Annotated in this window: 14 protein-coding genes, 1 tRNA gene and 1 pseudogene; 9 read left to right on the top strand and 7 right to left on the bottom strand. The window is 68.0% G+C overall.

Going from position 1 to position 21,581, the window contains the following annotated elements; genetic code table 11:
• Both BW971_RS14410 and BW971_RS14405 read right to left on the bottom strand, forming a co-directional pair.
• Positions 1 to 306 (bottom strand): annotated as a pseudogene (locus tag BW971_RS14410) (hypothetical protein); the annotation flags it as partial.
• A 190-nt stretch (positions 307 to 496) separates the two neighbouring features.
• A complete protein-coding gene (locus tag BW971_RS14405) occupies positions 497 to 1,546 on the bottom strand; it encodes an AAA family ATPase (protein ID WP_076480794.1) in 1,050 nt (349 codons plus the stop codon).
• A gap of 199 nt (positions 1,547 to 1,745) precedes the next feature.
• On the opposite strand from BW971_RS14405, the gene BW971_RS14400 reads away from it, so the two are divergent.
• A complete protein-coding gene (locus BW971_RS14400) occupies positions 1,746 to 2,783 on the top strand; it encodes an aliphatic amidase (protein ID WP_076480713.1) in 1,038 nt (345 codons plus the stop codon).
• A 2-nt stretch (positions 2,784 to 2,785) separates the two neighbouring features.
• Here BW971_RS14400 and BW971_RS14395 read toward each other — a convergent pair whose 3' ends face one another.
• Both BW971_RS14395 and BW971_RS14390 read right to left on the bottom strand, forming a co-directional pair.
• Entirely contained in the window at positions 2,786 to 3,574 is a 789-nt protein-coding gene (locus BW971_RS14395) for an SIR2 family NAD-dependent protein deacylase (protein ID WP_076480711.1), read from the bottom strand.
• Positions 3,571 to 3,999, bottom strand: a complete 429-nt coding sequence (locus BW971_RS14390; RefSeq protein WP_076480706.1) for an HIT family protein — start codon at positions 3,997 to 3,999, stop codon at positions 3,571 to 3,573. Before BW971_RS14390 ends, BW971_RS14395 begins: the two co-directional genes overlap by 4 nt.
• 482 nt (positions 4,000 to 4,481) lie before the next feature.
• On the opposite strand from BW971_RS14390, the gene BW971_RS14385 reads away from it, so the two are divergent.
• Together BW971_RS14385 and acpS are read left to right on the top strand one after the other, a co-directional pair.
• Positions 4,482 to 13,733 (top strand): type I polyketide synthase, encoded by a 9,252-nt coding sequence (locus BW971_RS14385; protein ID WP_076480704.1) that lies wholly within the window; start codon positions 4,482 to 4,484, stop codon positions 13,731 to 13,733.
• Complete coding sequence (gene acpS, locus BW971_RS14380; protein WP_076480702.1) at positions 13,730 to 14,128, top strand: holo-ACP synthase AcpS; 399 nt, start codon at positions 13,730 to 13,732, stop codon at positions 14,126 to 14,128. Before BW971_RS14385 ends, acpS begins: the two co-directional genes overlap by 4 nt.
• A 5-nt stretch (positions 14,129 to 14,133) precedes the next feature.
• On the opposite strand, the gene BW971_RS14375 is transcribed toward acpS, so the two are convergent.
• Positions 14,134 to 14,775 carry a TetR/AcrR family transcriptional regulator gene (locus BW971_RS14375; protein ID WP_076480700.1) on the bottom strand — a complete coding sequence of 214 codons (642 nt, stop codon included), beginning with the start codon at positions 14,773 to 14,775 and terminating at the stop codon, positions 14,134 to 14,136.
• A 13-nt stretch (positions 14,776 to 14,788) separates the two neighbouring features.
• Complete coding sequence (bcp, locus tag BW971_RS14370; protein ID WP_076480698.1) at positions 14,789 to 15,259, bottom strand: thioredoxin-dependent thiol peroxidase; 471 nt, start codon at positions 15,257 to 15,259, stop codon at positions 14,789 to 14,791.
• 176 nt (positions 15,260 to 15,435) lie between these two features.
• Here bcp and BW971_RS14365 point away from each other — a divergent pair, with 176 nt between their 5' ends.
• The 5 genes from BW971_RS14365 (at position 15,436) to BW971_RS14345 (ending at position 19,875) form a co-directional block, all read left to right on the top strand.
• Entirely contained in the window at positions 15,436 to 15,657 is a 222-nt protein-coding gene (locus tag BW971_RS14365) for a DUF3618 domain-containing protein (RefSeq protein WP_076480696.1), read from the top strand.
• A 209-nt stretch (positions 15,658 to 15,866) separates the two neighbouring features.
• Positions 15,867 to 17,054, top strand: coding sequence for a L,D-transpeptidase (locus BW971_RS14360; protein WP_076480792.1), 1,188 nt, complete (start codon positions 15,867 to 15,869; stop codon positions 17,052 to 17,054).
• 67 nt (positions 17,055 to 17,121) lie between these two features.
• Positions 17,122 to 17,194: transfer RNA gene (locus tag BW971_RS14355), tRNA-Lys, on the top strand.
• Positions 17,195 to 17,412: 218 nt separating this feature from the next.
• Positions 17,413 to 18,636 carry a L,D-transpeptidase gene (locus tag BW971_RS14350; RefSeq protein WP_076480694.1) on the top strand — a complete coding sequence of 408 codons (1,224 nt, stop codon included), beginning with the start codon at positions 17,413 to 17,415 and terminating at the stop codon, positions 18,634 to 18,636.
• A 99-nt stretch (positions 18,637 to 18,735) separates the two neighbouring features.
• Entirely contained in the window at positions 18,736 to 19,875 is a 1,140-nt protein-coding gene (locus tag BW971_RS14345) for an acyl-CoA dehydrogenase family protein (protein ID WP_076480692.1), read from the top strand.
• A 41-nt stretch (positions 19,876 to 19,916) separates the two neighbouring features.
• Here the strand turns inward: BW971_RS14345 and BW971_RS14340 are convergent, their stop codons facing one another.
• Complete coding sequence (locus tag BW971_RS14340; protein WP_200799442.1) at positions 19,917 to 20,609, bottom strand: hypothetical protein; 693 nt, start codon at positions 20,607 to 20,609, stop codon at positions 19,917 to 19,919.
• A gap of 121 nt (positions 20,610 to 20,730) precedes the next feature.
• Between BW971_RS14340 and BW971_RS14335 the strand changes: the two genes are divergently transcribed.
• Complete coding sequence (locus tag BW971_RS14335) at positions 20,731 to 21,519, top strand: helix-turn-helix domain-containing protein (protein WP_076480790.1); 789 nt, start codon at positions 20,731 to 20,733, stop codon at positions 21,517 to 21,519.
• Positions 21,520 to 21,581 lie beyond the last annotated feature (62 nt).

Raw genomic sequence — 21,581 nt, 5'->3', positions numbered from 1 at the left:
GTGCCGATGCAGGGTGGGCAGTTCACTCAACGCGCGTCCCACTCGCAGACACCTGTCCGCAACGACTGGTGCCATCCCGTTGGCCATCAACAGTTCCCGCGTCCGCATCCCGGACCGCTTGGCGATCCCGACTCGTTCCGCCTGCGCGCTCAGTACCGCCAACACATGATCGGTGACCGCCCGCAACCGCACCGCACCACCGATCGCGTCAATGATGTCGGCACCCACATCATCGACCACCCTGCTATCAACCCCCAGCTGATCGACGAGCAGGTCGCCGACCTCCGTGAACATCCCCCGATCCATGCCTCCATCGTACACGTGTTCGATGGAGGCGACCGCCGATAATTCCACGAGATATGTTGAACAACAATGGGAACCGAGGAGGCGAGTCAGACGTCGAATCAGTGTGGGGCGTGTCTGTGTTGGCCTCGAGGCCGACGACACTCATGTAGTCGAACGTAGAGCCTGAGGGTCGCCGTCGGCGCTCCGCGTCTCACCGCTCGGCGTCCGGCACACACACCAGGGCGCCGCCGACTACCGAGACACGCAGCCGTAAGGGATGATCCGTCGAGGCACGGTGACGAACTATGACGTCTGCGACCACCGCGTACAGCATGCTGCGCAACGTACGGTGCAGGTTCCGCGCTCCATAGGTGCGGTCGAAACCCGCGTCGAGAATCTCCGCGCGAGCGCCGTCGTCGATGGTGCAGATCACGTCACGACCCCGTAGCTGAGCGGTCAGCGACGCGATCTGTGCATCGACGATCGCTGCCGCGCTCGTCCGGTCGAGCGCGTCGAAATAGACCACCTCGTCGAAACGATTGAACAACTCCGGGTCGAAGAACCGCTCCACCGCGGTCGCGACGGTCGCGCGATCACCCGCGGGGGCCCCGCGGATCCGGTCGACTCCGGTCCGTAACCTGCTGCGCAACGGTTGCATTCGGTCGCGCGCGATATCCCGCGACCCCAGGTTGGAGGTGAGCAACACGATGCAGTTCCGGAAGTCGATGGTGCTGGTACCTGCGGCCAGACGCAGTGTCCCGGTGTCCAGGATCTGGAGCAACGCGCGCAACACTGTGGTGTGTGCCTTCTCCACCTCGTCGAACAACACGACACCCGGTCGTGACACCGTGCCCTCGATGCGGTCGCGCTGAAACAGACTGAACTGCTCCTTGGAACCGGCGTAACCGGGCGGCGAACCCGACAGCGACGCCGAGTAGTGCTCCTGTGCCAGCGCGTTCATGTCTATGCGACACAGGTTGTCGGGGTCGCCACGAACCTCGGCGGCGATCTGTCGGGCCAGCTCCGTCTTTCCCACGCCGGTCGGTCCGACGAACAACAGTGACGCGACGGGCCGGTACGGATCCCGGATCCCGGCCGCGGAGATGGTGAGGGCACGGACCACGGCGTCCACCGCGTCGTCCTGGCCGATGACGGCCGACCGGAGTCGATCACGCAGGGTGTCGGGCGAACGCGCATCGCCGAGCCGGAAGTCGGGGAGGGGATCGAGATCATGGAGCTTCTGGGTCAGATAACCCGACATCACCCACCCCTCCCTCGGTCGACGCTCCGACCGCACCTCGTCGGTGCGAACGTAGTTCTCCCACAACGATGCCGCAACCGGGTGCACCTCGGCGCCCGGCAGGGTGTGACTGGTTGATCCAGAAGTGATCCAGGTGAAACCGGAGCGAAACGCCGGACTCCCTACCCTGGCCGTCGGGACCGATCGAGGGGAGTTTCACATGCGACACGGCGACATCGGGTCGAGTCCGGACACCGTCGGGGTTGCGGTGGTGAACTACAAGATGCCGCGGCTGCACACGCGAGCCGAGGTTCTCGCCAATGCCAGGGCGATCGCCGAGATGGTCGTCGGCATGAAGTCAGGCCTGCCGGGAATGGATCTGGTGGTCTTTCCTGAATACTCCACCCAGGGCATCATGTACGACCCCGACGAGATGTATGCAACGGCGGCAACGGTTCCGGGCGACGAGACCGACATCTTCTCCGACGCCTGCCGCCGTGCCAAGACCTGGGGTGTCTTCTCGATCACCGGTGAACGGCACGAGGACCACCCGAACAAGCCGCCCTACAACACCCTCGTGTTGATCGACGACGAGGGCGAGATCGTCCAGAAGTACCGAAAGATCCTGCCGTGGACGCCGATCGAAGGGTGGTACCCGGGTGACACCACGTACGTGACCGACGGGCCCAAAGGCCTGAAGATCTCCATGATCATCTGCGACGACGGCAACTACCCGGAGATCTGGCGGGACTGCGCGATGAAGGGTGCCGAACTCATCGTCCGACCGCAGGGTTACATGTACCCGGCCAAGGAGCAGCAGATCCTCATGTCCAAGGCGATGGCGTGGTCGAACAACTGCTACGTGGCGGTGGCCAACGCCACCGGCTGGGACGGCGTCTACTCCTACTTCGGGCACAGCGCGATCATCGGATTCGATGGACGAACCCTGGGCGAATGTGGCGAGGAGGAGTACGGCGTGCAGTACGCACAGCTGTCGCTGAGCACGATCCGCGACGCGCGTCACCACGACCAGTCGCAGAACCACCTGTTCAAACTGCTGCACCGCGGTTACACGGGTGTGTTCGCCGGAGGCGACGGAGACAAGGGCGTCGCCGAGTGCCCATTCGACTTCTATCGCAACTGGGTCACCGACGCCGAGGCCACCCAGGCGTCGGTCGAGGCGATCACCCGCGACACCATCGGGGTTGCCGAGTGTCCGGTGGGCGACCTCCCCACCGAGAAGGTGATGGAGGCCTGACCTCAGGATTGATCGCGCCGGCGTGCCACCAATTCCGGCAGCCCCTTCGCGGCGGTGGTCCGCACCGACCACTGGGCGATCGGCGACAGTGGTGTGGTCTCGGGGTTGATCTCCAACACCGGAACGCCCTGCGCGGCGGCCATTTCCGGTAGCGACGCCGCGGGGTAGACGACGCCGGAGGTGCCAACGACCACCACCACGTCGCTCGTGAGCATCGCGCTCTCGGCAGTCATCCACGGCCGTTCGGGCAGGTTCTCACCAAACCAGACCACTCCCGGGCGGACCGATCCCAGACACACCGGGCAGATCGGTGGCTCCACGCGGAACTGCTCGACCGCGCGGTCCGGGTCGGCGTCGAGCCCCCGGTAGGGGCGTCCGCAGTACGCACAGATCGGGTTGAACAGGCTGCCGTGCAGATGACTGACGTCGGTGCTGCCCGCCCGCTCGTGTAGGTCGTCGATGTTCTGGGTGACGATGCTGGTCGGTACGTCGGCGGCGAGGTGGGCCAGGGAATGGTGTCCGGCGTTGGGTTGGGCAACGCGGACCATCCGCGCCCGCCATTGGTAGAAGGCCCAGATCATGTCCGGGTCGCGCTCCCAGGCGCCCACCGTGGCCAGCAAGGCGGGATCGAACCGCTCCCACAACCCGGTGTGTGCGTCGCGGAAGGTCGGCACGCCGCTCTCCGCGGACATACCCGCCCCGGTGAACACGGTCACGGCATCCGCGGCGCGGAGCGCGTCGACGGCGGCGTCGGGGATCAGAGCCTGTGGGTCGGCATCGTGAATCGTCACAGTCGGGGCGTCCCCAGCTCGGCGACGAGGGCGGCCGCGGTGGCGTCGGCGTCGGGGTCCCTACGGATCACCAGGCCGCGAGCCAGCGTGACCTTGTCGCCGTGGTGCCGGGGGAGTACGTGCACGTGATGATGGAACACCGTCTGGAAGGCGGCCCGGCCGTCGTTGACCAGGACGTTGACCCCGTCGGCGGCGATGCGTGAGGTTCGCATGGCCGCTGCCACCCGGCGGGCGGCGGCGAACACCTTGCCGCCCAGTTCGTCGGTGAGTCCCGAGAGGTCGGTGACGTGGCGGCGTGGGATGACCAGCGTGTGCCCCGGTCGCACAGGGTGAATGTCCAGCAGCCCGATCACGTCGGGGTCCGAGTACACCAGCCGCGCCGGAGACCGACCCGCGACGATCTCGCAGAAGACGCAGCCACTCATCCTCGACACCCTACGGCGCCTGGGCTGCGGGTACGTCCGGCGGTGCGGCGCGGTGTGACGGATACCGAGATAACGATTCAATAACAAGAAGTGCGGTGACGTGAACTGTCCGTCGAGCGATGGCGTGGTGCGCGTCACCTGCGTAAACGGACGTCCCCTCAACTGTCGTGATGCCGTTCTCGTGCACCACAACAAATGTTACTCACGGGTATACCGACCGGTCACAATCGAACATGAGGAATCCCTCACTTTCCTGTGTCAACATTGATGCCAGGAGCTCACCGCAAGAGCCGCTGATCGAACGAGTCGAAGTCCGAAAACCACGGCGGTCGAAGATGATTCGCCACCCGCGGAAATAGGGGTGTCGTCACTCGGCGATCAGGAGCGGTTGACGCCCTTCGGCCGCACACGCCGGTGGCCTTCGCAGGTCCGGCCTCCATACGACCACCTCTCATCCCATCTCGACCAGAGGAGCCCGCACCGTGACCGTTGACCAGATTCGCTCCGGGGCCGAGGCCGGCCAGGCCGGACGCCCCGACGCCACCCTCGTCCGCCGTCTCGTGGACGGCGAGGCCTACGCGATGGCGTTCGGCGGACAGGGGGCCGCCTGGCTGCCGTCGCTGGCCGAGCTGATCGTCGACGCCGAACTGGACCGGCACCTCGGTGCCGTGGTCGACGCCGCGGAACGCGTGGTGGGGCCCGTGGTCGACGAATTGACCGCGGTACGACCGGACGGTTTCCACCCGCTCGCCTGGGTGCACGCGCTCGAGGCCGGGGAACACACACCCGCGGAGTCCGCCCTGGGGGCCGCCGAGCTGTCCGTGCCCGGGATCCTGCTGACCCAGCTCGCCGCGCTCGCCGCGCTCGCCAAGCAGGGCCTCGACGTGGCCGAGCACGCGCCGCGCATGGTCATCGGTCACTCTCAGGGGGTGCTCGCGGCGGACGCGATCGCCACCGCCGATCGCGGGCCACTCGGGGCCGGGGCCATGCTCGCCGCAGCCCATCTCATCGGCTCGGCCGGGGCGCTGGTCGCGCGGCGTCGTGGCCTCGCCGCCACCGCGGACGTCTCGCCACTGCTCTCGGTCACCGGGGTCGACCCGGCGCGGGTCGAGGCATTGCTCGAGGAATACCGTTCCGGCGTCGCCGGCGGTGAGCGCGGGCGCGCCCCGGTATCGGCCATCCGCAACGGACGCCGCTCGGTCGTCGTATCCGGTGCGCCGCGCCACCTGCGCGGTTTCGTGGCGATGTGCGAGCGAGTGGCCGCTCGCGAGGCGGACGAGCGCAAGCGCAAGACGACCGGTGGTGCACCGTTCGCACCGGTCTTCGACGAGGTCGCCGCCTCGATCGCATTCCATAACCCGGGTCTGGCCGATGCCGTCGGCATCGCCGCCGACTGGGCATCGCGGTGCGACCTCGACGTGGAGTGGGTGCGCCGCAACGCCGCCCGGGTACTCACCGAGTCGCTGGACTGGGTGGCCACCCTCGACGAGGTCGCGGAATCCGATGTGCGGTGGATCCTCGATTTCGGTCCCACCGACGTCGCCACCCGACTGTCCGCCCCCGTGGTCCGGGGTCGTGGCATCGGCCTGATCCCGGTCAGTCTGCGCGGCGGCCAGCGCAACCTGTTCGCGCCGGGCGGGATCCCCAACGTCCAGCGCGGTTGGCAACAGTACGCACCGCGTCTGATCGAGCTGCCCGACGGCAGCGTCAAGGTCGACACCGCCTTCACCCGGCTGACCGGCCGGTCACCGATCCTGCTGGCCGGGATGACCCCGACCACGGTGGACCCGCGGATCGTCGCAGCCGCCACCAACGCGGGTCACTGGGCCGAGCTCGCCGGCGGCGGTCAGGTCACCGAGGGCATCTTCGCCGAGAATGTCGCGACCCTGACCAAGCTGTTGCAACCCGGTCGGCAGGCGCAGTTCAACGCGCTGTTCCTCGACCCCTACCTGTGGAAGTTGCAACTCGGCGGCAAACGGTTGGTGCAGAAGGCGCGTGCCAACGGTGCGCCGATCGACGGCGTGGTGGTCAGTGCGGGCATCCCCGAACTCGACGAGGCGGTCGCGCTGGTAGCGGAACTCGCCGACGCCGACATCCCGTACGTGTGTTTCAAGCCGGGCACGGTCGCCCAGATCAGGTCCGTCGTCCGCATTGCCGCGGAGTTGCCGCACCACTCGATCATCGTGCACATCGAGGGTGGACGGGCAGGCGGTCACCACTCCTGGGAAGATCTCGACGACCTGCTGTTGGCGACCTACGCCGAATTGCGCTCGCGGTCCAACGTGGTGGTCTGCGTCGGCGGCGGCATCGGCACCGCCGAGCGGGCGAGTGACTACCTGACCGGCGCCTGGTCACTGCCGCACGGTTACCCGCAGATGCCGCTGGACGGCATCCTGGTGGGGACCGCGGCGATGGCCACCAAGGAGGCGACCACCGCCCCCGAGGTGAAGAAACTGCTGGTGGACACCCCCGGGTGCGACGACTGGATCGGCGCGGGTCGCGCCACCGCCGGGATGGCCTCGGGCCGTAGCCAACTCGGCGCGGACATCCACGAGGTCGACAACACGGCGTCACGCTGCGGCCGGCTGCTCGACGAGGTCGCCGGTGACGGTGAAGCGGTCGCCGAACGTCGTGACGAGATCATCGCTGCGATGGCAGGTACCGCCAAGCCCTACTTCGGTGACGTCACCTCGATGACATACCGCGGGTGGCTCGAACGCTATGTCGACCTCGCCGTCGGTGACGTGCCGGTCGACGACCGGGTCTCGCGTCCGGTGTGGGCTGACATCAGCTGGCAACAGCGCTTCGTCGAGATGTTGCAGCGCACCGAGGCCCGGTTGCACCCTCGCGACCGTGGCGAGGTGCCCACGCTGTTCGGAGCGCCGGGTTCCGGCGCGGACCCCCGGGCTGCGCTGGATGCCCTGGGTTCGGTGTACCCCCAGATCGACACCGACATACTGCATCCGGCCGACGTGGCCTTTTTCACCCAGCTGTGCCGCACTCCTGGCAAGCCGGTGAACTTCGTCCCGGTGATCGACAAGGACGTGCGCCGCTGGTGGCGCAGCGACTCACTGTGGCAGGCTCACGACCCTCGGTACGGTGCCGACGCGGTGTGCATCATCCCGGGGCCGGTCGCGGTCGCCGGAATCACCCGCGTGGACGAGCCGGTGGGAGCGTTGCTCGACCGGTTCGAGGCCAGGACCGCCGCCGACCTCGCGGCCGCGGACGTCGAACCCATCCGGGTGGCGGGTCGACGGCGCCTGGGCATCGTCGATCACGACGGCGTGCTGGCGCAGGTGGTCGAGAGTGAGAACGTCGCCTGGGCGGGACGTCTCGTCGCCAACCCGATCTCGCTGCTCGGTGAGCGGGATCGGTGGGAATTCCTCGGCGACGACCGCGCAGAACACGAGCCGACCGGTGCGGTGCTCGAACGCATCGCAGACGGTGTATTGCTGACCGTACCCATCGCCACCTCCTCGATCACCATCCCGATGACCGTGGGCGATTCCGTCCTCGACGGCGGCAGTCCGCTGGTCTCCCTCGACGCCGCGAGCGACGCCATGCGTGTCATCCTCGCCGTCGCCGCTGGCTCCGGTCTCGTCGAGGTCACCGACCGCAGCGCCACCGTCGAGGTCCACTGGGACCCGGAATCGGTGGCCGACCACGCGGCGGTCACCGCCTACACCCTGCCGCCGCACCTCGGCGCCACCGTCCCGCAGGGTGGGTCCGGCTCCGCGGTGCCCGACGTCCTGGTCGGCCTGTGCTGGCCCACGGTGTTCAGCGTCATCGGTGCGACTCGTGATGCCTCGGGTGCACCGGTGGTCGAGGGCTTGCTGGACCTGGTCCACCTCGACCATGCGGTCGTCGTGCGCCGCACCGTCCCGACCACCCCACGCGATCTGACGGTCACCGCCGTCGGCGCTGACGCCGTGGACGCGGTCGTCGGCCGCGTGGTCGAGGTCGCGGTCACCATCGCCGACAGCGAGGGTGTACTCGCCGAGCTGACCGAGCGGTTCGCGATCCGCGGCCGCACCGGTGACGCCGAACTCGACGACCCGGTGCGCGCGGGGGGCGCGTTGCTCGACGAGGGCAGCGCGACCCGGAAGCCGTTGCGGCAGGTCACCATCACCGCACCCAATCGGATGCACGGCTTTGCGCTCGTGTCCGGTGATCGCAACCCCATCCACACCGACACCGCGGCGGCCCGACTGGCCGGCCTGGGTGCTCCCATCGTGCACGGCATGTGGTTGTCGGCGGCCGCGCAGCAGGTGGTCGGTGCCACCGACGCACGCAGCCCGCTGCCCACCCCGCGGGGACTGACCGGGTGGACCGCACGGTTCCTCGGGATGGTCCGCACCGGGGACGAGATCGTGATCCGGGTGGACCGGGTCGGCCTCGACCGCGGCTGCGAGGTCGTGGAGGTCACCGCCAAGGTCGGCGACGAACTGGTGATGGTCGCGACCGGAAAACTCGCCGCGGCGAAAACCGTCTACGCCTTCCCCGGACAGGGCATCCAGAGCAAGGGCATGGGCCTCGAGGCGCGGTCACGATCCAGGGCCGCCCGGGAGGTATGGGATCGCGCGGACGAGCACACGCGCACGGCACTGGGCTTCTCCATCCTGGCCGTGGTCCGCGACAACCCCACGAAACTGGTCGCCAACGGCACCACCTACACCCACCCCGACGGCGTGCTGTTCCTGACGCAGTTCACCCAGGTGGCGATGGCCACGCTGGGCGTCGCACAGGTCGCCGAGCTGCGCGAGGCCGGAGCCTTCGTCGACGGGGCGATCACCTGCGGCCACTCCGTCGGTGAGTACAACGCCCTCGCGGCCTGCGCCGGGGTGCTGCCGCTGGAGGCGGTCCTCGAGGTGGTGTTCCAGCGGGGCGAGGCCATGCACCACCTCGTGCCCCGCGACTCCCGGGGTCGCAGCGACTACCGGATGGCCGCCATCCGGCCCAGCCAGTTCGGGCTGGCCGATGCCGACGTCGTCGACTTCGTGGCCGGTATCGGTGACCAGCACGACGAATTCCTGCAGGTGGTCAACCTCAACCTGCTCGGATCCCAGTACGCGATCGCCGGTACGGTCCGCGGACTGGAGTTGCTGGAAGCCGAGATCGAGCGTCGGCGCCTCGAATTCGGTGGCAAACGGTCGTTCATCCTGGTACCCGGCATCGATGTGCCGTTCCATTCGACGGTGTTGCGCGACGGGGTACCGGAGTTCCGTCGACGGCTCGACGAACTGTTGCCCGCCGAGATCGACCCCGACGTGTTGGTCGGTCGCTACATCCCCAACCTGGTACCGCGGCTGTTCAGCCTGAACCGCGAGTTCGTCCAGGAGATCGCCGATCTCGTGCCGTCCGACCCGATCACCGAGGTGCTCGCCGACTGGGAGGGCTGGGCGGCCCGACCGTCGGCCTTGCTGCGGGTGGTGCTCATCGAGTTGCTGGCCTGGCAGTTCGCCAGCCCGGTGCGCTGGATCGAGACGCAGGACCTGCTGCTGCGGCCGGTCGACCAGGGTGGGCTCGGCGTCGAGCGGTTCGTCGAGGTCGGTGTGAAGGACGCCCCGACGCTCTCGGGGCTGGCTACCAACACCCTCAGGTTGGACGACTACACCTCGGCGGTCGCCGAGGTGCTCAACATCGAGCGCGACAGCGATGTGGTGTTGGCCCGCGACGCCGGGACCGACTTCGTCGACGAGGTCGACGAGTCCACCGACGAGCCGTCCACGGAGGCAACGGCACCGGTGGCCGAGGTCGCGACCCCCGCGGCCGCGCCTGCCCCGGCCGCCGCGGGCCCGCGGCCCGACGACATCTCCTTCGTCCCGTCGGATGCGGTGCGTTCGGTGATCGCGCTGTGGACCAAACTGCGTACCGACCAGATCGGCAGCGCCGACACCATCGAGTCGCTGTGCGACGGGGTGTCGTCGCGGCGTAACCAGCTGCTGCTCGACATCGGTGGTGAGCTCGGTCTCGGAGCCATCGACGGTGCTGCCGAGGCCGACATGGCCGCGCTGGCGTCGACCGTCGACAGTCTCGCCCGCGGGTATAAGCCGCTGGGCCCGGTGCTATCGGATGCCGTGAACGACCAGATCCGCAAGGTCTTCGGACCGACCGGCAAGCGTGCCTCCTACGTCGCCGACCGGGTCACCTCGGTGTGGCAGCTCGGACCCGGTTGGGGACTACACACCACCGTCGCCGTCGCGCTGGGCAGCCGGGAAGGCGTCAGCGTCCGCGGGGGCGACCTCGGTGATCTCGTCGACGGGCCGATCGCGAATGTCGCCGCACTCGACGCGCTGGTCGACGGCGCGGTCACCCAGGTGGGCGCGGCCCGCGGTGTCCCGGTGGCCAAGCCTGCCGCGGAAGGCGGCGGCGGTGGCACCATCGACGCGTCCGCCCTGAGCGAGCTCACCGAGCAGTTCACCGGCCGGACGGGTGCGCTGGCGAGCGCGGCGCAGACCATCCTGCGCAAGCTCGGACTCGCCGACGAGACGTCCGATGTCGACACCGGCGACGACGGTGAGACCGCGGCCGTGATCGAACGGGTCAGCGCGGAGTTGGGGTCGGACTGGGTGCGTACCGTCGCGCCCGTCTTCGACGACCGCCGTGCCGTGCTGGTCGACGACCGGTGGGCCGGCGCCCGTGAAGACCTGGCCCGGCTCTGGATGACCGACGAGCACCAGCTCGACGAGACCTTCGAGTCGGTGGTCGCGCGGTTCGCCGGGGCCGGTCACACCGTGGCCGCGCAGGCGACCTGGTGGCAGGGCAAGGCCCTGGCCATCGGCGAGTCGGTGCATGCCCGCACCTACGCGCAGATCGCCCACGAGGCGGAGGATCCGGCGCCGGGTCGCTGGGCGGACGAGGTGGCCGTGGTCACCGGCGCCAGCGCCGGTTCCATCGCGGCCGGTGTGGTCGGTGCGCTGCTCGCCGGCGGCGCAACCGTCGTCGCGACCACCTCGCGCCTCGACGACACACGTCTGGCCTTCTTCAAGGATCTGTACCGCACGCACGCGCGTTTCGGCGCCGCGCTGTGGGTGACGCCCGCCAACATGTGCTCGTACACCGACGTCGACGACCTGGTCGCCTGGATCGGCAGCGAGCAGACCGAGAACCTGGGCGGGTCCACCGGAGTGGTGAAACCCGCACTGAAACCGACCCTGTTGTTCCCGTTCGCCGCACCGCGGGTCGCCGGTGACCTCACCGGCGCCGGTGGTCGCGCCGAACTGGAGATGAAGGTGCTGCTGTGGTCGGTGGAACGGTTGATCGCCGGCCTCGGGGAGATCGCAGCCGATCACGACCTCGACGCCCGCGTGCACGTGGTGTTGCCGGGGTCGCCCAACCGCGGGATGTTCGGCGGTGACGGTGCCTACGGCGAGAGCAAGGCCGCCCTCGACGCCCTGGTCGCGCGGTGGAACGCCGAGGACTCGTGGAATCAGCGGGTCACACTGGCCCACGCGCTCATCGGCTGGGTACGCGGCACGGGACTGATGGGTCACAACGACGGCATGGTCGCCGCGGTCGAGGCGGCCGGGGTGACGACCTGGGACACCGACGAGATGGCCGCCGAACTGCTCGGCCTGTGCGGTGCCGCCCAGCGCGAGGCGGCTCGCACCGAGCCGCTGCTGGCCGACTTCACAGCCGGACTCGACGCCGGTGCGCTGGACCTGAAGGCCCTCGCCGCCGACGCGATGGCGGTCGACGCGGCGGAGACCACCGCGGACGTCGACGAGGTCGAGGTGCCTGCGGCGTTCGTGGACGCGCTGCCGCCGCCCGCCCGCGCACCCCGGTCCACCGCGCCCGCGTGGCCCGAGTTGGACAGCTCGCCTGCTGACCTGGTCGTCATCGTCGGTGCCGGCGAACTGGGTCCGTACGGCAGCGCGCGCACCCGCTTCGAGATGGAGGTCGACGAGGAGCTGTCGGCCGCCGGTGTGCTGGAGTTGGCGTGGAACACGGGTCTGATCAGTTGGGACACCGCGCCGAAGCCGGGGTGGTACGACACCGAGTCGGGTGACCCGGTCGCGGAGTCGGAGATCGCCCAGCGATATCACGACGCCGTGGTCGAACGTTGCGGCATCCGCCGCTACGCCGACGAGGGTGCGATGGTGGACAACACCTCGCCACTGCTCACCTCGGTGTACCTCGACGAGGACTTGTCGTTCACCGTGGCGACGGAGGCGGAGGCCCGTGCGTTCGCGGCCGCCGACCCCGAGAAGACCGTGATCACGGCCAACGCGGAGACCGGGGACTGGCAGATCACGCGACGTGCCGGTACCGAGATCCGCGTGCCGCGACGGTTCCATCTCTCGCGGACCGTGGGCGGGCAGATCCCCACCGGCTTCGACCCCACCCGATGGGGCATCTCCGCGGACATGGCCTCCTCGGTCGACCGGGTCGCGCTGTGGAATCTCGTCGCCACCGTCGACGCGTTCCTCGGGGCGGGTTTCGACCCGTCCGAGCTGATGCGGTGGGTGCATCCGGGTCTGGTCGCCAACACCCAGGGCACCGGCATGGGCGGCATGCAGTCGATGCGGTCGCTGTACGTCAACACGCTGCTCGGCGAGGCCAAGCCCAACGACATCCTGCAGGAGGCCCTGCCGAACGTCGTCGCCGCACACGTGGTGCAGTCCTACATCGGCAGCTACGGGGCGATGATCCATCCTGTCGCCGCCTGTGCGACGGCCGCGGTCTCCGTGGAGGAGGGCGTGGACAAGATCACGCTCGGCAAGGCGTTGTTCGCCGTGGCCGGTGGATTCGACGACCTCGGTATCGAGGGCATCGTGGGATTCGGTGACATGTCGGCGACGGCGGACTCCGCGAAGATGGCGGACCGCGGGATCGCTGAACGCCGCTTCTCGCGGGCCAACGACCGTAGGCGCGGCGGGTTCGTCGAGTCGCAGGGCGGCGGCACCATCCTGCTGGCCCGCGGCGACGTCGCGGCCGAGATGGGGCTGCCGGTCCTCGGGGTGGTGGCGTGGGCGCAGAGCTTCGGCGACGGCGTGCACACCTCCATCCCGGCACCGGGGATCGGTGCCCTGGGTGCCGCCCGCGGTGGTCTGGACTCCGGGCTGGCGCAGTCGCTGAGCGCACTGGGGGTCAGCTCCGACGACGTGGCGCTGGTGTCCAAACACGACACCTCGACCCGGGCCAACGATCCCAACGAGTCGGATCTGCATGAACGGTTGGCCGGCGCGCTGGGGCGCAACGAGGGCGCCCCACTGTTCGTGGTCTCGCAGAAGTCGCTGACCGGGCACGCCAAGGGTGGTGCCGCGGCCTTCCAGCTCATCGGTCTGTGCCAGATGCTGCGTGACGGGGTCATCCCGCCGAACCGCAGCCTCGACTGCGTGGACGAGAAGATGCGCGAGTATCCGCACCTGGTCTGGCCCACCGAGGCGCTGCGGTTCGGAGAGCGGTTCCCGCTGAAGGCCGGCCTGCTGACCAGCCTCGGTTTCGGACACGTGTCCGGACTGATCGCGGTGGTGCATCCGGAGGCGTTCGTCGCCACCCTCGATCCGGACCAGGCGGTGGATTACCGGCGACGGGCCGCCGAGCGTGGCCGGTCCGGTGCGCAGCGGATGCTGGAGGCGATGTACGGCGGCGCGCCCGCCTACCAACGGCCGAAGGACCGGGGCTTCGCGGACACGGCGCCGGAGGCGGACCAGGAAGCGGCGCTGCTGCTCGATCCGTCGGGTCGTCGCACCGTCGCGGGGCGATACGACGCGAGCGGCGCACCCGCGTGAGCGTGGTCGGTGTGGGGATCGACGTGGTGTCGGTGCCCGAGTTCGCCGAGCAGCTGCGACAACCCGGGACCACTTTCGCCGATCGGTTCACCGTCGGGGAGCGGCGTGACGCCGCCTCCGGCACCGACGAGGACGCGCGACACCTCGCGGCACGGTGGGCGGCCAAGGAGGCCGTGATCAAAGCGTGGTCGGTGAGTCGGTTCGCGCGGTCACCGGTGCTGCCGCTGATCCGGCACAGCGACATCGAAGTGGTCACCGACGCCTGGGGTCGACCGGCGATCCGTCTGGGCGGCGAGATCGGGGGACACCTGCGCGACGCGACGGTGCACATCTCGCTCACCCATGACGGCCCGGTCGCGGCGGCGGTCGCGATCCTGGAAGAGACGCACGAGTAACCGGCTCACGAGGTGGCTGGGCCGATCTCGGCCTCCTCGAGCATGAGGTAGCCACCCAGCATCCGCTTGAGTTCGGCAACGGTCTTGGCGTGGTTCTGACCCTCCTGGACGGAGAAGCTCAGCAGGGAGTAGGCGGTGTGGACCAGTACCTCGGCCATCATCGCGCGACGGATGCGCTGGCTGGGGGTCAGCGGTGCGATGATCCGCGACACCTGGGCGGCGAGTTCGCGTTCGTACACGGTGGCGGTCGCGCGGGTTGCCGGGGTGGACTGCACCGCCAGCCAGACCGCTCGACGGGACGGGTCGTCCTTCCACAACTTGGCCAGATGGTCGACGAACCGTTCGAGCAGCCGCGGCCAGTCGGTGGACGGAATGGCCGCGGCGAAATCGGCCAGTTCGTGCTGTACACCCACCGCATCGATCCGGTCGAGTTCGCAGACGATGACGTACTTGTTCGCGAAGTACTGGTACAGCGTGCCGATGGGCACATCGGCCCGCGATGCGATCTCCTCGCAGGTCAGAGATTCGAACCCGACCTCGATCAGCAGCTTGCGGGCCTCGGTGAGCATGGCGTCGAACTTGCGACGGCTGCGTTCCTGTGTGGGTCGCTTGCGGGGGAGGAGTGGCTCTGCGGATCGACCGGGCATGACGCTCGGGACGTCAGACCGACAGATCCCGGCGCAGCTTGGCAACGTGCCCGGTGGCCCGCACGTTGTACTGTGCGGCCTCGACGACACCCTGCTCGTTCACCAGGAAGGTCGAGCGGATCACCCCGGTGACCTTCTTGCCGTACATCGTCTTCTCACCGAAGGCACCCCATGCGGTGAGCGTCGTCTTGTCCGGATCGGACAGCAGCGGGAAGGTCAACGCCTCGGCGTCGCGGAACTTGGCCAGCTTGGCCGGGGCGTCGGGGGAGATGCCGACCACGTCGATGCCCGCGCCGTCGAGCTCGGCCAGGTTGTCGCGGAAGTCGCAGGCCTCCTTGGTGCATCCCGGGGTGGAAGCGGCGGGATAGAAGTACACGATCACCTTGCGACCGGCGTAATCGGACAGCGAGACGGTGGACCCGTCGGCATCGGGGAGGCTGAAGGCGGGTGCGGTGTCTCCGACCTGCAGTCGCGTGCTGCTCATGCCTGACAGGCTAGTCACCGGTGTGCGGCGAGTCGATCGGCGCCTGCGTCCACCGGAGGCACCCCTGCCTGCGCTACCGTGAGGGCTCACAGTTCGCCCCGGAGTCGTGGACACGACCACCGGGTCGCCGGACCGCGAGCCGGACTGTGCCATGCCCGACCCACCATGGAGGAAACGTGCCCCGCGACACCGACGACATCGAACGCGACATCACTCGTGCGCGCGAGGAACTCGCGACCACCTTCGACACGCTGGCCGTGCGCGCCAGCCCGCAACGGCTCGCCGACGATGCCAAGTCGCGTGCGTTGGTGGTGCTGGACACACCCGCGGTGAAGTACACGCTGATCGGTGTGGGCGCACTGGTGGCCGCCCTGGTGGTCAAGAAGCTGGTCAGCTGACCACAGACCGGCGGTCGTCGTCGACGACCGGACTTCCACGACGGGGACCGACCAGAGGTCGGTCCCCGTCGTCGTGGGTCCTCGACCAGGTCGGTTCGCGTCCTTAACAAGTCTGTTATGTGTCGTCTCGTACACTGTGATGACATTTCGCGCACCGTCGGTCGGGCCCAGTCGGTTTGGGCCCGTTCGTTGTGTTCCGGGGAGGATCATTGAAGTCGTTTGCCACCACGGCCGTCCTGGCCGTGTTGCTGTTGTTGGTGGCGGCATGTTCGTCGACCTCGAACCCGAAGTACCCGGATCAGGTGGGTGCGCTGGGCGGGTTCGACGAACTGATGCGCCCGTCGGTGACGGTGACCGGGTTCAACGGTGCACCGGTGACCGACCGCAGCCAGGGAATCCAGCCCGGAGCGCCCATCACCGTGACGTCGGCCAACGGCCGACTCACCGATGTGGCCCTCACCAGCGATGACGGCGCGGTGCAGGGCACCATGTCGCCGGACGGTCGCAGCTGGACCAGCAAGGGCACATTCGGTTTCGGCGAGACCTACACCCTGGTTGCCGATGCGCGCGGTGTCGACGGTGTGGCCGGCCGCAAACTGTCGTTCACCACCACCTCGCCGTCGCAGCTGACCGACGCCTACCTGCTGCCCGACGACGGGGAGACGGTCGGCGTGGGACAACCGGTGGCCGTCCAGTTCGACGAACCGATCACCAACAAGGCGGCCGCACAGAAGGCGATCACGGTCACCACCAACCCTCCGGTGCAGGGTGCGTTCTACTGGATCAGCGATTCGCAGGTCCGGTGGCGACCCGAGCACTACTGGAAACCGGGCACCAAGGTGAACGTCGCGGTGAACACGAAGGGCATCGACCTCGGTGACGGCCTCTACGGGGACAATTCCGTGAAGTCGAACTTCACCATCGGTCGGGAGATGATCTCCGTCGCCGACGACAAGACCAAGACGATCACGGTGTCGATGAACGGCAAGGTGGTCCGGACCATGCCGACGTCGATGGGTAAGGACAGCACCCCCACCAACAACGGGGTCTACATCGTCGCCGAGCGCGAGCCCAGCGTGATCATGGACTCGTCCACCTACGGTGTTCCGGTGAACTCACCCGGTGGTTACAAGGAGACGGTCTACGACGCCACGCGTATCTCCTACAGCGGCATCTACGTGCACTCGGCACCGTGGTCGCTCGGAGATCAGGGCGTCGACGACGTCAGCAACGGCTGCCTCAACGTGAGCCCGGACAACGCGGAATGGTTCCTCCAGAACAGTCTGCGCGGTGACATCGTCGTGGCGAAGAACACCGTCGGGCCGATTCTGCCGGGCGACGACGGCCTCGGTGACTGGAACATCCCGTGGTCCAAGTGGTCCCATGGCAATGCCTGATCGTCGCTGAGCACGCGATTTCACGTTCCGGGTACGCACCTGTTAACGTTTCATCTCGCGAGTTCGCGCGCCATTAGCTCAATTGGCAGAGCAGCTGACTCTTAATCAGCGGGTTCGGGGTTCGAGTCCCTGATGGCGCACTGTCGATCAATCCCCCATCCGACGTCGGATGGGGGATTCGTCGTGTGTGGGGACGGTGCACGATCGCGGATCGGTCTCGACGCCGGCACCCACAGCGCGCACACAGCGTCGCCCGCCGTGCTTCTCGTACACTGGGGCACAAGCGCTTCGCTGATCGCAGGCCACATCGGTTGCGTCGTTTGCGCGGTCTGGCCACCATCGGAACGCAGGAGCCCCTATGACGATCAACCGGGTCCCGGCCCGAGCCGGGCGAGGGCGCTCCCTCGGTGCCGTTGCCGGTGTGATGGGCCTGATGTCCGTCCTCGTGGGATGTGCTGAGGACGAACGCAAATCGACCCTGAGCGACCAGGTGCGAGCGGTCACGCCGTTCGACGATCTGCTGACGCCGTCGGTCCGGATCACCCAGGGTGAGGGGCGATCGCTGCGTAACGGATCCACCGACGTGGTCCCCGGATCCCTGGTGACCGTGACCGCGGTCAACGGGCGCCTGCTGGGTGTCGACGTGAGCGGCGGTGACCCCGTCGGCGGTGTCATCGCGCCGGACGGTCGCAGTTGGACCAGCAGCCGTGCATTCGGATATGGCCAGGATTATCGGATCGACGCCCGCGCGAGTGGTGTCGGTGGCGTGGCCACCGGACGGGTCGGTTTCACCACCAGCACCCCGTCGGTGGTCACCAACGCCCGCTTGACCCCCGACGACGGCGCGACCGTCGGTGTGGGACAACCGGTTGCGTTGACCTTCGACGAGCCGATCGCCGACAAGCAGGCCGCCCAACGCGCCATCCGGGTGACGGCCGACCCGCCCGTCGAGGGTGCGTGGTACTGGCTCAGCGCCACGGAGGCCCGCTGGCGGCCGGCCCAGTACTGGAAACCGGGCACCAAGGTCACCGTCACGGTGGACACCAGGGGCCATGACCTCGGCGACGGGATCTTCGGCGACGACTCGTACACCAAGCGGTTCACCGTCGGTCGGTCGCTCATCGCCTCCGTCGATGACGCGACCAAGGTGATCACCGTGACCCGTGACGGCACGGTGGTACGCCGGATGCCCACTTCGATGGGTAAGCCGAGCGCGCCCACCAATCCGGGCACCTACCTCGTGGGTGAGCGCCTCGACCACATCGTCATGGACTCGTCGACCTACGGCGTGCCGGTGAACTCGGCCGACGGCTACCGCACACCCGTCGACTACGCGACGCAGTTGAGCTACAGCGGGATCTACGTCCACTCGGCACCGTGGTCGGTCTGGGCGCAGGGCAACACCAACACCAGCCACGGCTGCCTGAACGTCAGCCCCGAGGACGCGCTGTGGTTCCTGCGGACCACGCTTCGCGGCGACGTGGTGGAGGTACGGGGAACCGCGGCGGAGACGCTTCCCGGCGACGACGGTCTCGGCGACTGGAACGTGCCGTGGGACCGCTGGCGGGCCGGGAACGCGTGACCCGCAGGTCCGCGCGATCTCTCGTCACCGTCACCGAATGATACGATTACCGCAAAGTGTTTCAAGCGGCCGTCGGCCGCGCATTCGAGAGGCTGTTCGATGAGCGATCGTCCCTGGGAAAATTCCGACCTCGACGATTTGCGGGCGATGACCCGGTCGTTCTTTCAGAAGTCGGTGGCACCGAATGTAGAGAAGTACATCGAGCAGCACCATGTTGACCGCGACCTGTGGAATCAGGCCGGTGAGCTGGGCCTGCTCTGCATGTCGGTGCCGGAGGAGTACGGCGGCGGTGGCGGCACCTTCGCCCATGAGGCCGTGCTGATCGAGGAGCAGGCCCGCATCGGTGACTCGTCGTGGGGGATCACCCTGCACAACGGCATCATCGCCCACTACCTGTTGGCCTACGGTTCCGAGGAACTGAAGAAGAAGTGGCTGCCGAAGCTCGCCACCGGTGAGGTGGTCGGCGCGATCGCCATGACCGAACCCGGCACCGGGTCGGATCTGCAGGCGGTCAAGACCAAGGCCATCCGCGAGGGTGACAACTACGTCATCGACGGTGCCAAGACCTTCATCACCAACGGTCAGCAGGCCGATCTCATCATCGTGGTCGCCAAGACCGACGTGTCCGAGGGCGCCAAGGGCATCTCGCTGATCCTGGTCGAAGGCGATCGGGAGGGCTTCCGGCGTGGACGGGTGCTCGACAAGGTCGGCCAGCGTGGTCAGGACACCTCGGAGTTGTTCTTCGACAACGTGACCGTGCCGACCAGTAACCTGCTCGGCACCGAGGAGGGGCAGGGCTTCATCCAGTTGATGATGCAGCTGCCGCAGGAACGCCTGATCATCGCCGTCGCAGCCGTGGCGGGGATGGAAGGAGCGATCGAGCGGACCCTCGCCTACACGAAGGAACGCGAGGCATTCGGTCGCCCGGTCTTCGGCTTCCAGAACACCAAGTTCAAACTCGCCGAGATCGTCACCGAGACCCGCGTGGCACGTGTGTTCGTCGACGACTGCATCGCCAAACACCTCGAGGGCAAGCTCGACATCCCGACCGTCGCCATGGCCAAGTGGTGGACCACCGAGAAGGCGCGAGACGTGCTCGACGTGTGTGTCCAGCTGCACGGTGGCTACGGCTACATGAACGAGTACCTGATCGGTCGGATGTGGGCCGATGCCCGCGTCCAGATGATCTACGGCGGCACCAACGAGATCATGAAGGAGATCGTCGCGCGCTCGCTGTGACCCCCACGACCTGAACGTTCACCCTCTCGGCGCATCGCCGGTCAGCTCTCCAGCTGGCCGGCGATGCGTCGTTCCACCTCCACTCGTGCGGGGGTGGGCACCACCAGCAACCCGTCCAGCTCCTTGCGGGCCTTGGTGTAAGCCGACTGTCGCTCCTGACTCGACGCGGCGGAATCCATCGCCAGTGTCAGCAGGTGTTGGGCCCGGGCCAGACGTTGTTGCTCGATCGGATTGAAGTCACTCTGTCGTCGTCGCTTCGCCTCGACCTCGGCGACGTCGAATGCAACCGCGTAGTCGTGCACCGCCTCTCGGTACTCGCGCTGTTTGTCGGGGTCACCGACCAATGCGTCGGCGGTGTCGGGTTTCAGCAGATCGGCGTGGCGTTTGGCTCGATGGAACGCCAGCGTGAGGGGTTCACGCAGGTCCGTCATCATCGGTGTCTCGATGAGCGTGAGGATGTTCAGTTCGTAGTCGAACCAGCGGGCGTCGGTCTGCTCGTGCTCATCGAGGGCCTTGGTGACGGATCGCCGCTCGGTGGCGGCATCGGTCCTGGCCCGTCCGTTGGCCTCTGCCGCGGCGATCTTGGCCTGCTGCTTGAGTCGATAGCGCTCCTGCCTGCGTTCGGCGCGGCGCTCGTTGGCCGCGGCGATGCCCTTCGCCAGTCCGCCGGCGGAACCGCCGAACACGAAGATCAGCCACCAGTAGTGCGCGGCGAAGTCCAACAGCGAATCCATCATGCCAGGATGCCAGCATCGCGCGGGGTGCGGCGGGCACGTACTCCGCGGCGGTGGTGCCCTCGGGCCATGACCTGTGACGTCATGGAGCAGCGCGTCATGTCTCACTACCGTGGGTGCGATGACGACCCTTGCGACCGGCTCCACCGTCGGCGAGCTGCTGCGGACGTGGCGGGAGCGCCGTCGCCTGACCCAACTCGAGCTGTCGCTGCAGGTCGACGTATCGACCCGTCACCTCAGCTATGTGGAGAACGGCCGGTCGCAACCCTCGTCGGCGATGATCCTGCGGCTCACCGAACATCTGGACATCCCGCTGCGCGAGCGCAACGAGATACTGCTCGCAGGCGGCTTCGCTCCGGTCTTTCCGCATCACCGTCTCGACGCGCCCGCTCTGGCCCGGGTGGCGGATGCCCTACGGATGCTGCTGGACCGGCACATGCCCTATCCCGCCGTGGTGCTCAACCGCTGGTGGGACATGGTCGACGCGAACACCGCGATCACGTCGCTGCTGGACGGGGTGGCACCAGACCTGCTCGTACCGCCGGTGAACGTACTGCGGCTGACCCTGCACCCCGACGGTCTGGCGCCCCGGATCCGCAACCTCGGGCAGTGGCGCGCCCACCTGCTCTCGCAAGTGCGGCAACGGCTCGAACGCACGGGTGACGAGAGACTGTTCGCGTTGCTGGACGAGTTGGCGGCACTTCCGGGCGCGACGGCGATCGAGCCCGGAAGACATGCGGTGGTGGTGCCGATGGAGATCGAGGTCGGCGATCAGGTGTTGTCTCTGTTCAGTATGGCGTCCGCGCCGAGCACCGCCACCGACGTCACGCTCGACGAGTTGATGGTGGAGACCTTCTACCCGGCCGACGACGCCACCGAGGCGGCGCTGAGGGGGATGTGGTCGGCATGACCCCGACGTCATCGATCAGGAACTCTGAGTCGTTGCCGCACAGTCGGTTCGCCGTGGAGAGC

Origin of the sequence: Williamsia sterculiae (genome assembly GCF_900156495.1) — a bacterium.
Classification (GTDB): Bacteria; Actinomycetota; Actinomycetes; order Mycobacteriales; family Mycobacteriaceae; genus Williamsia_B; species Williamsia_B sterculiae.
This window is presented reverse-complemented; position numbering and strand designations above follow the sequence as displayed.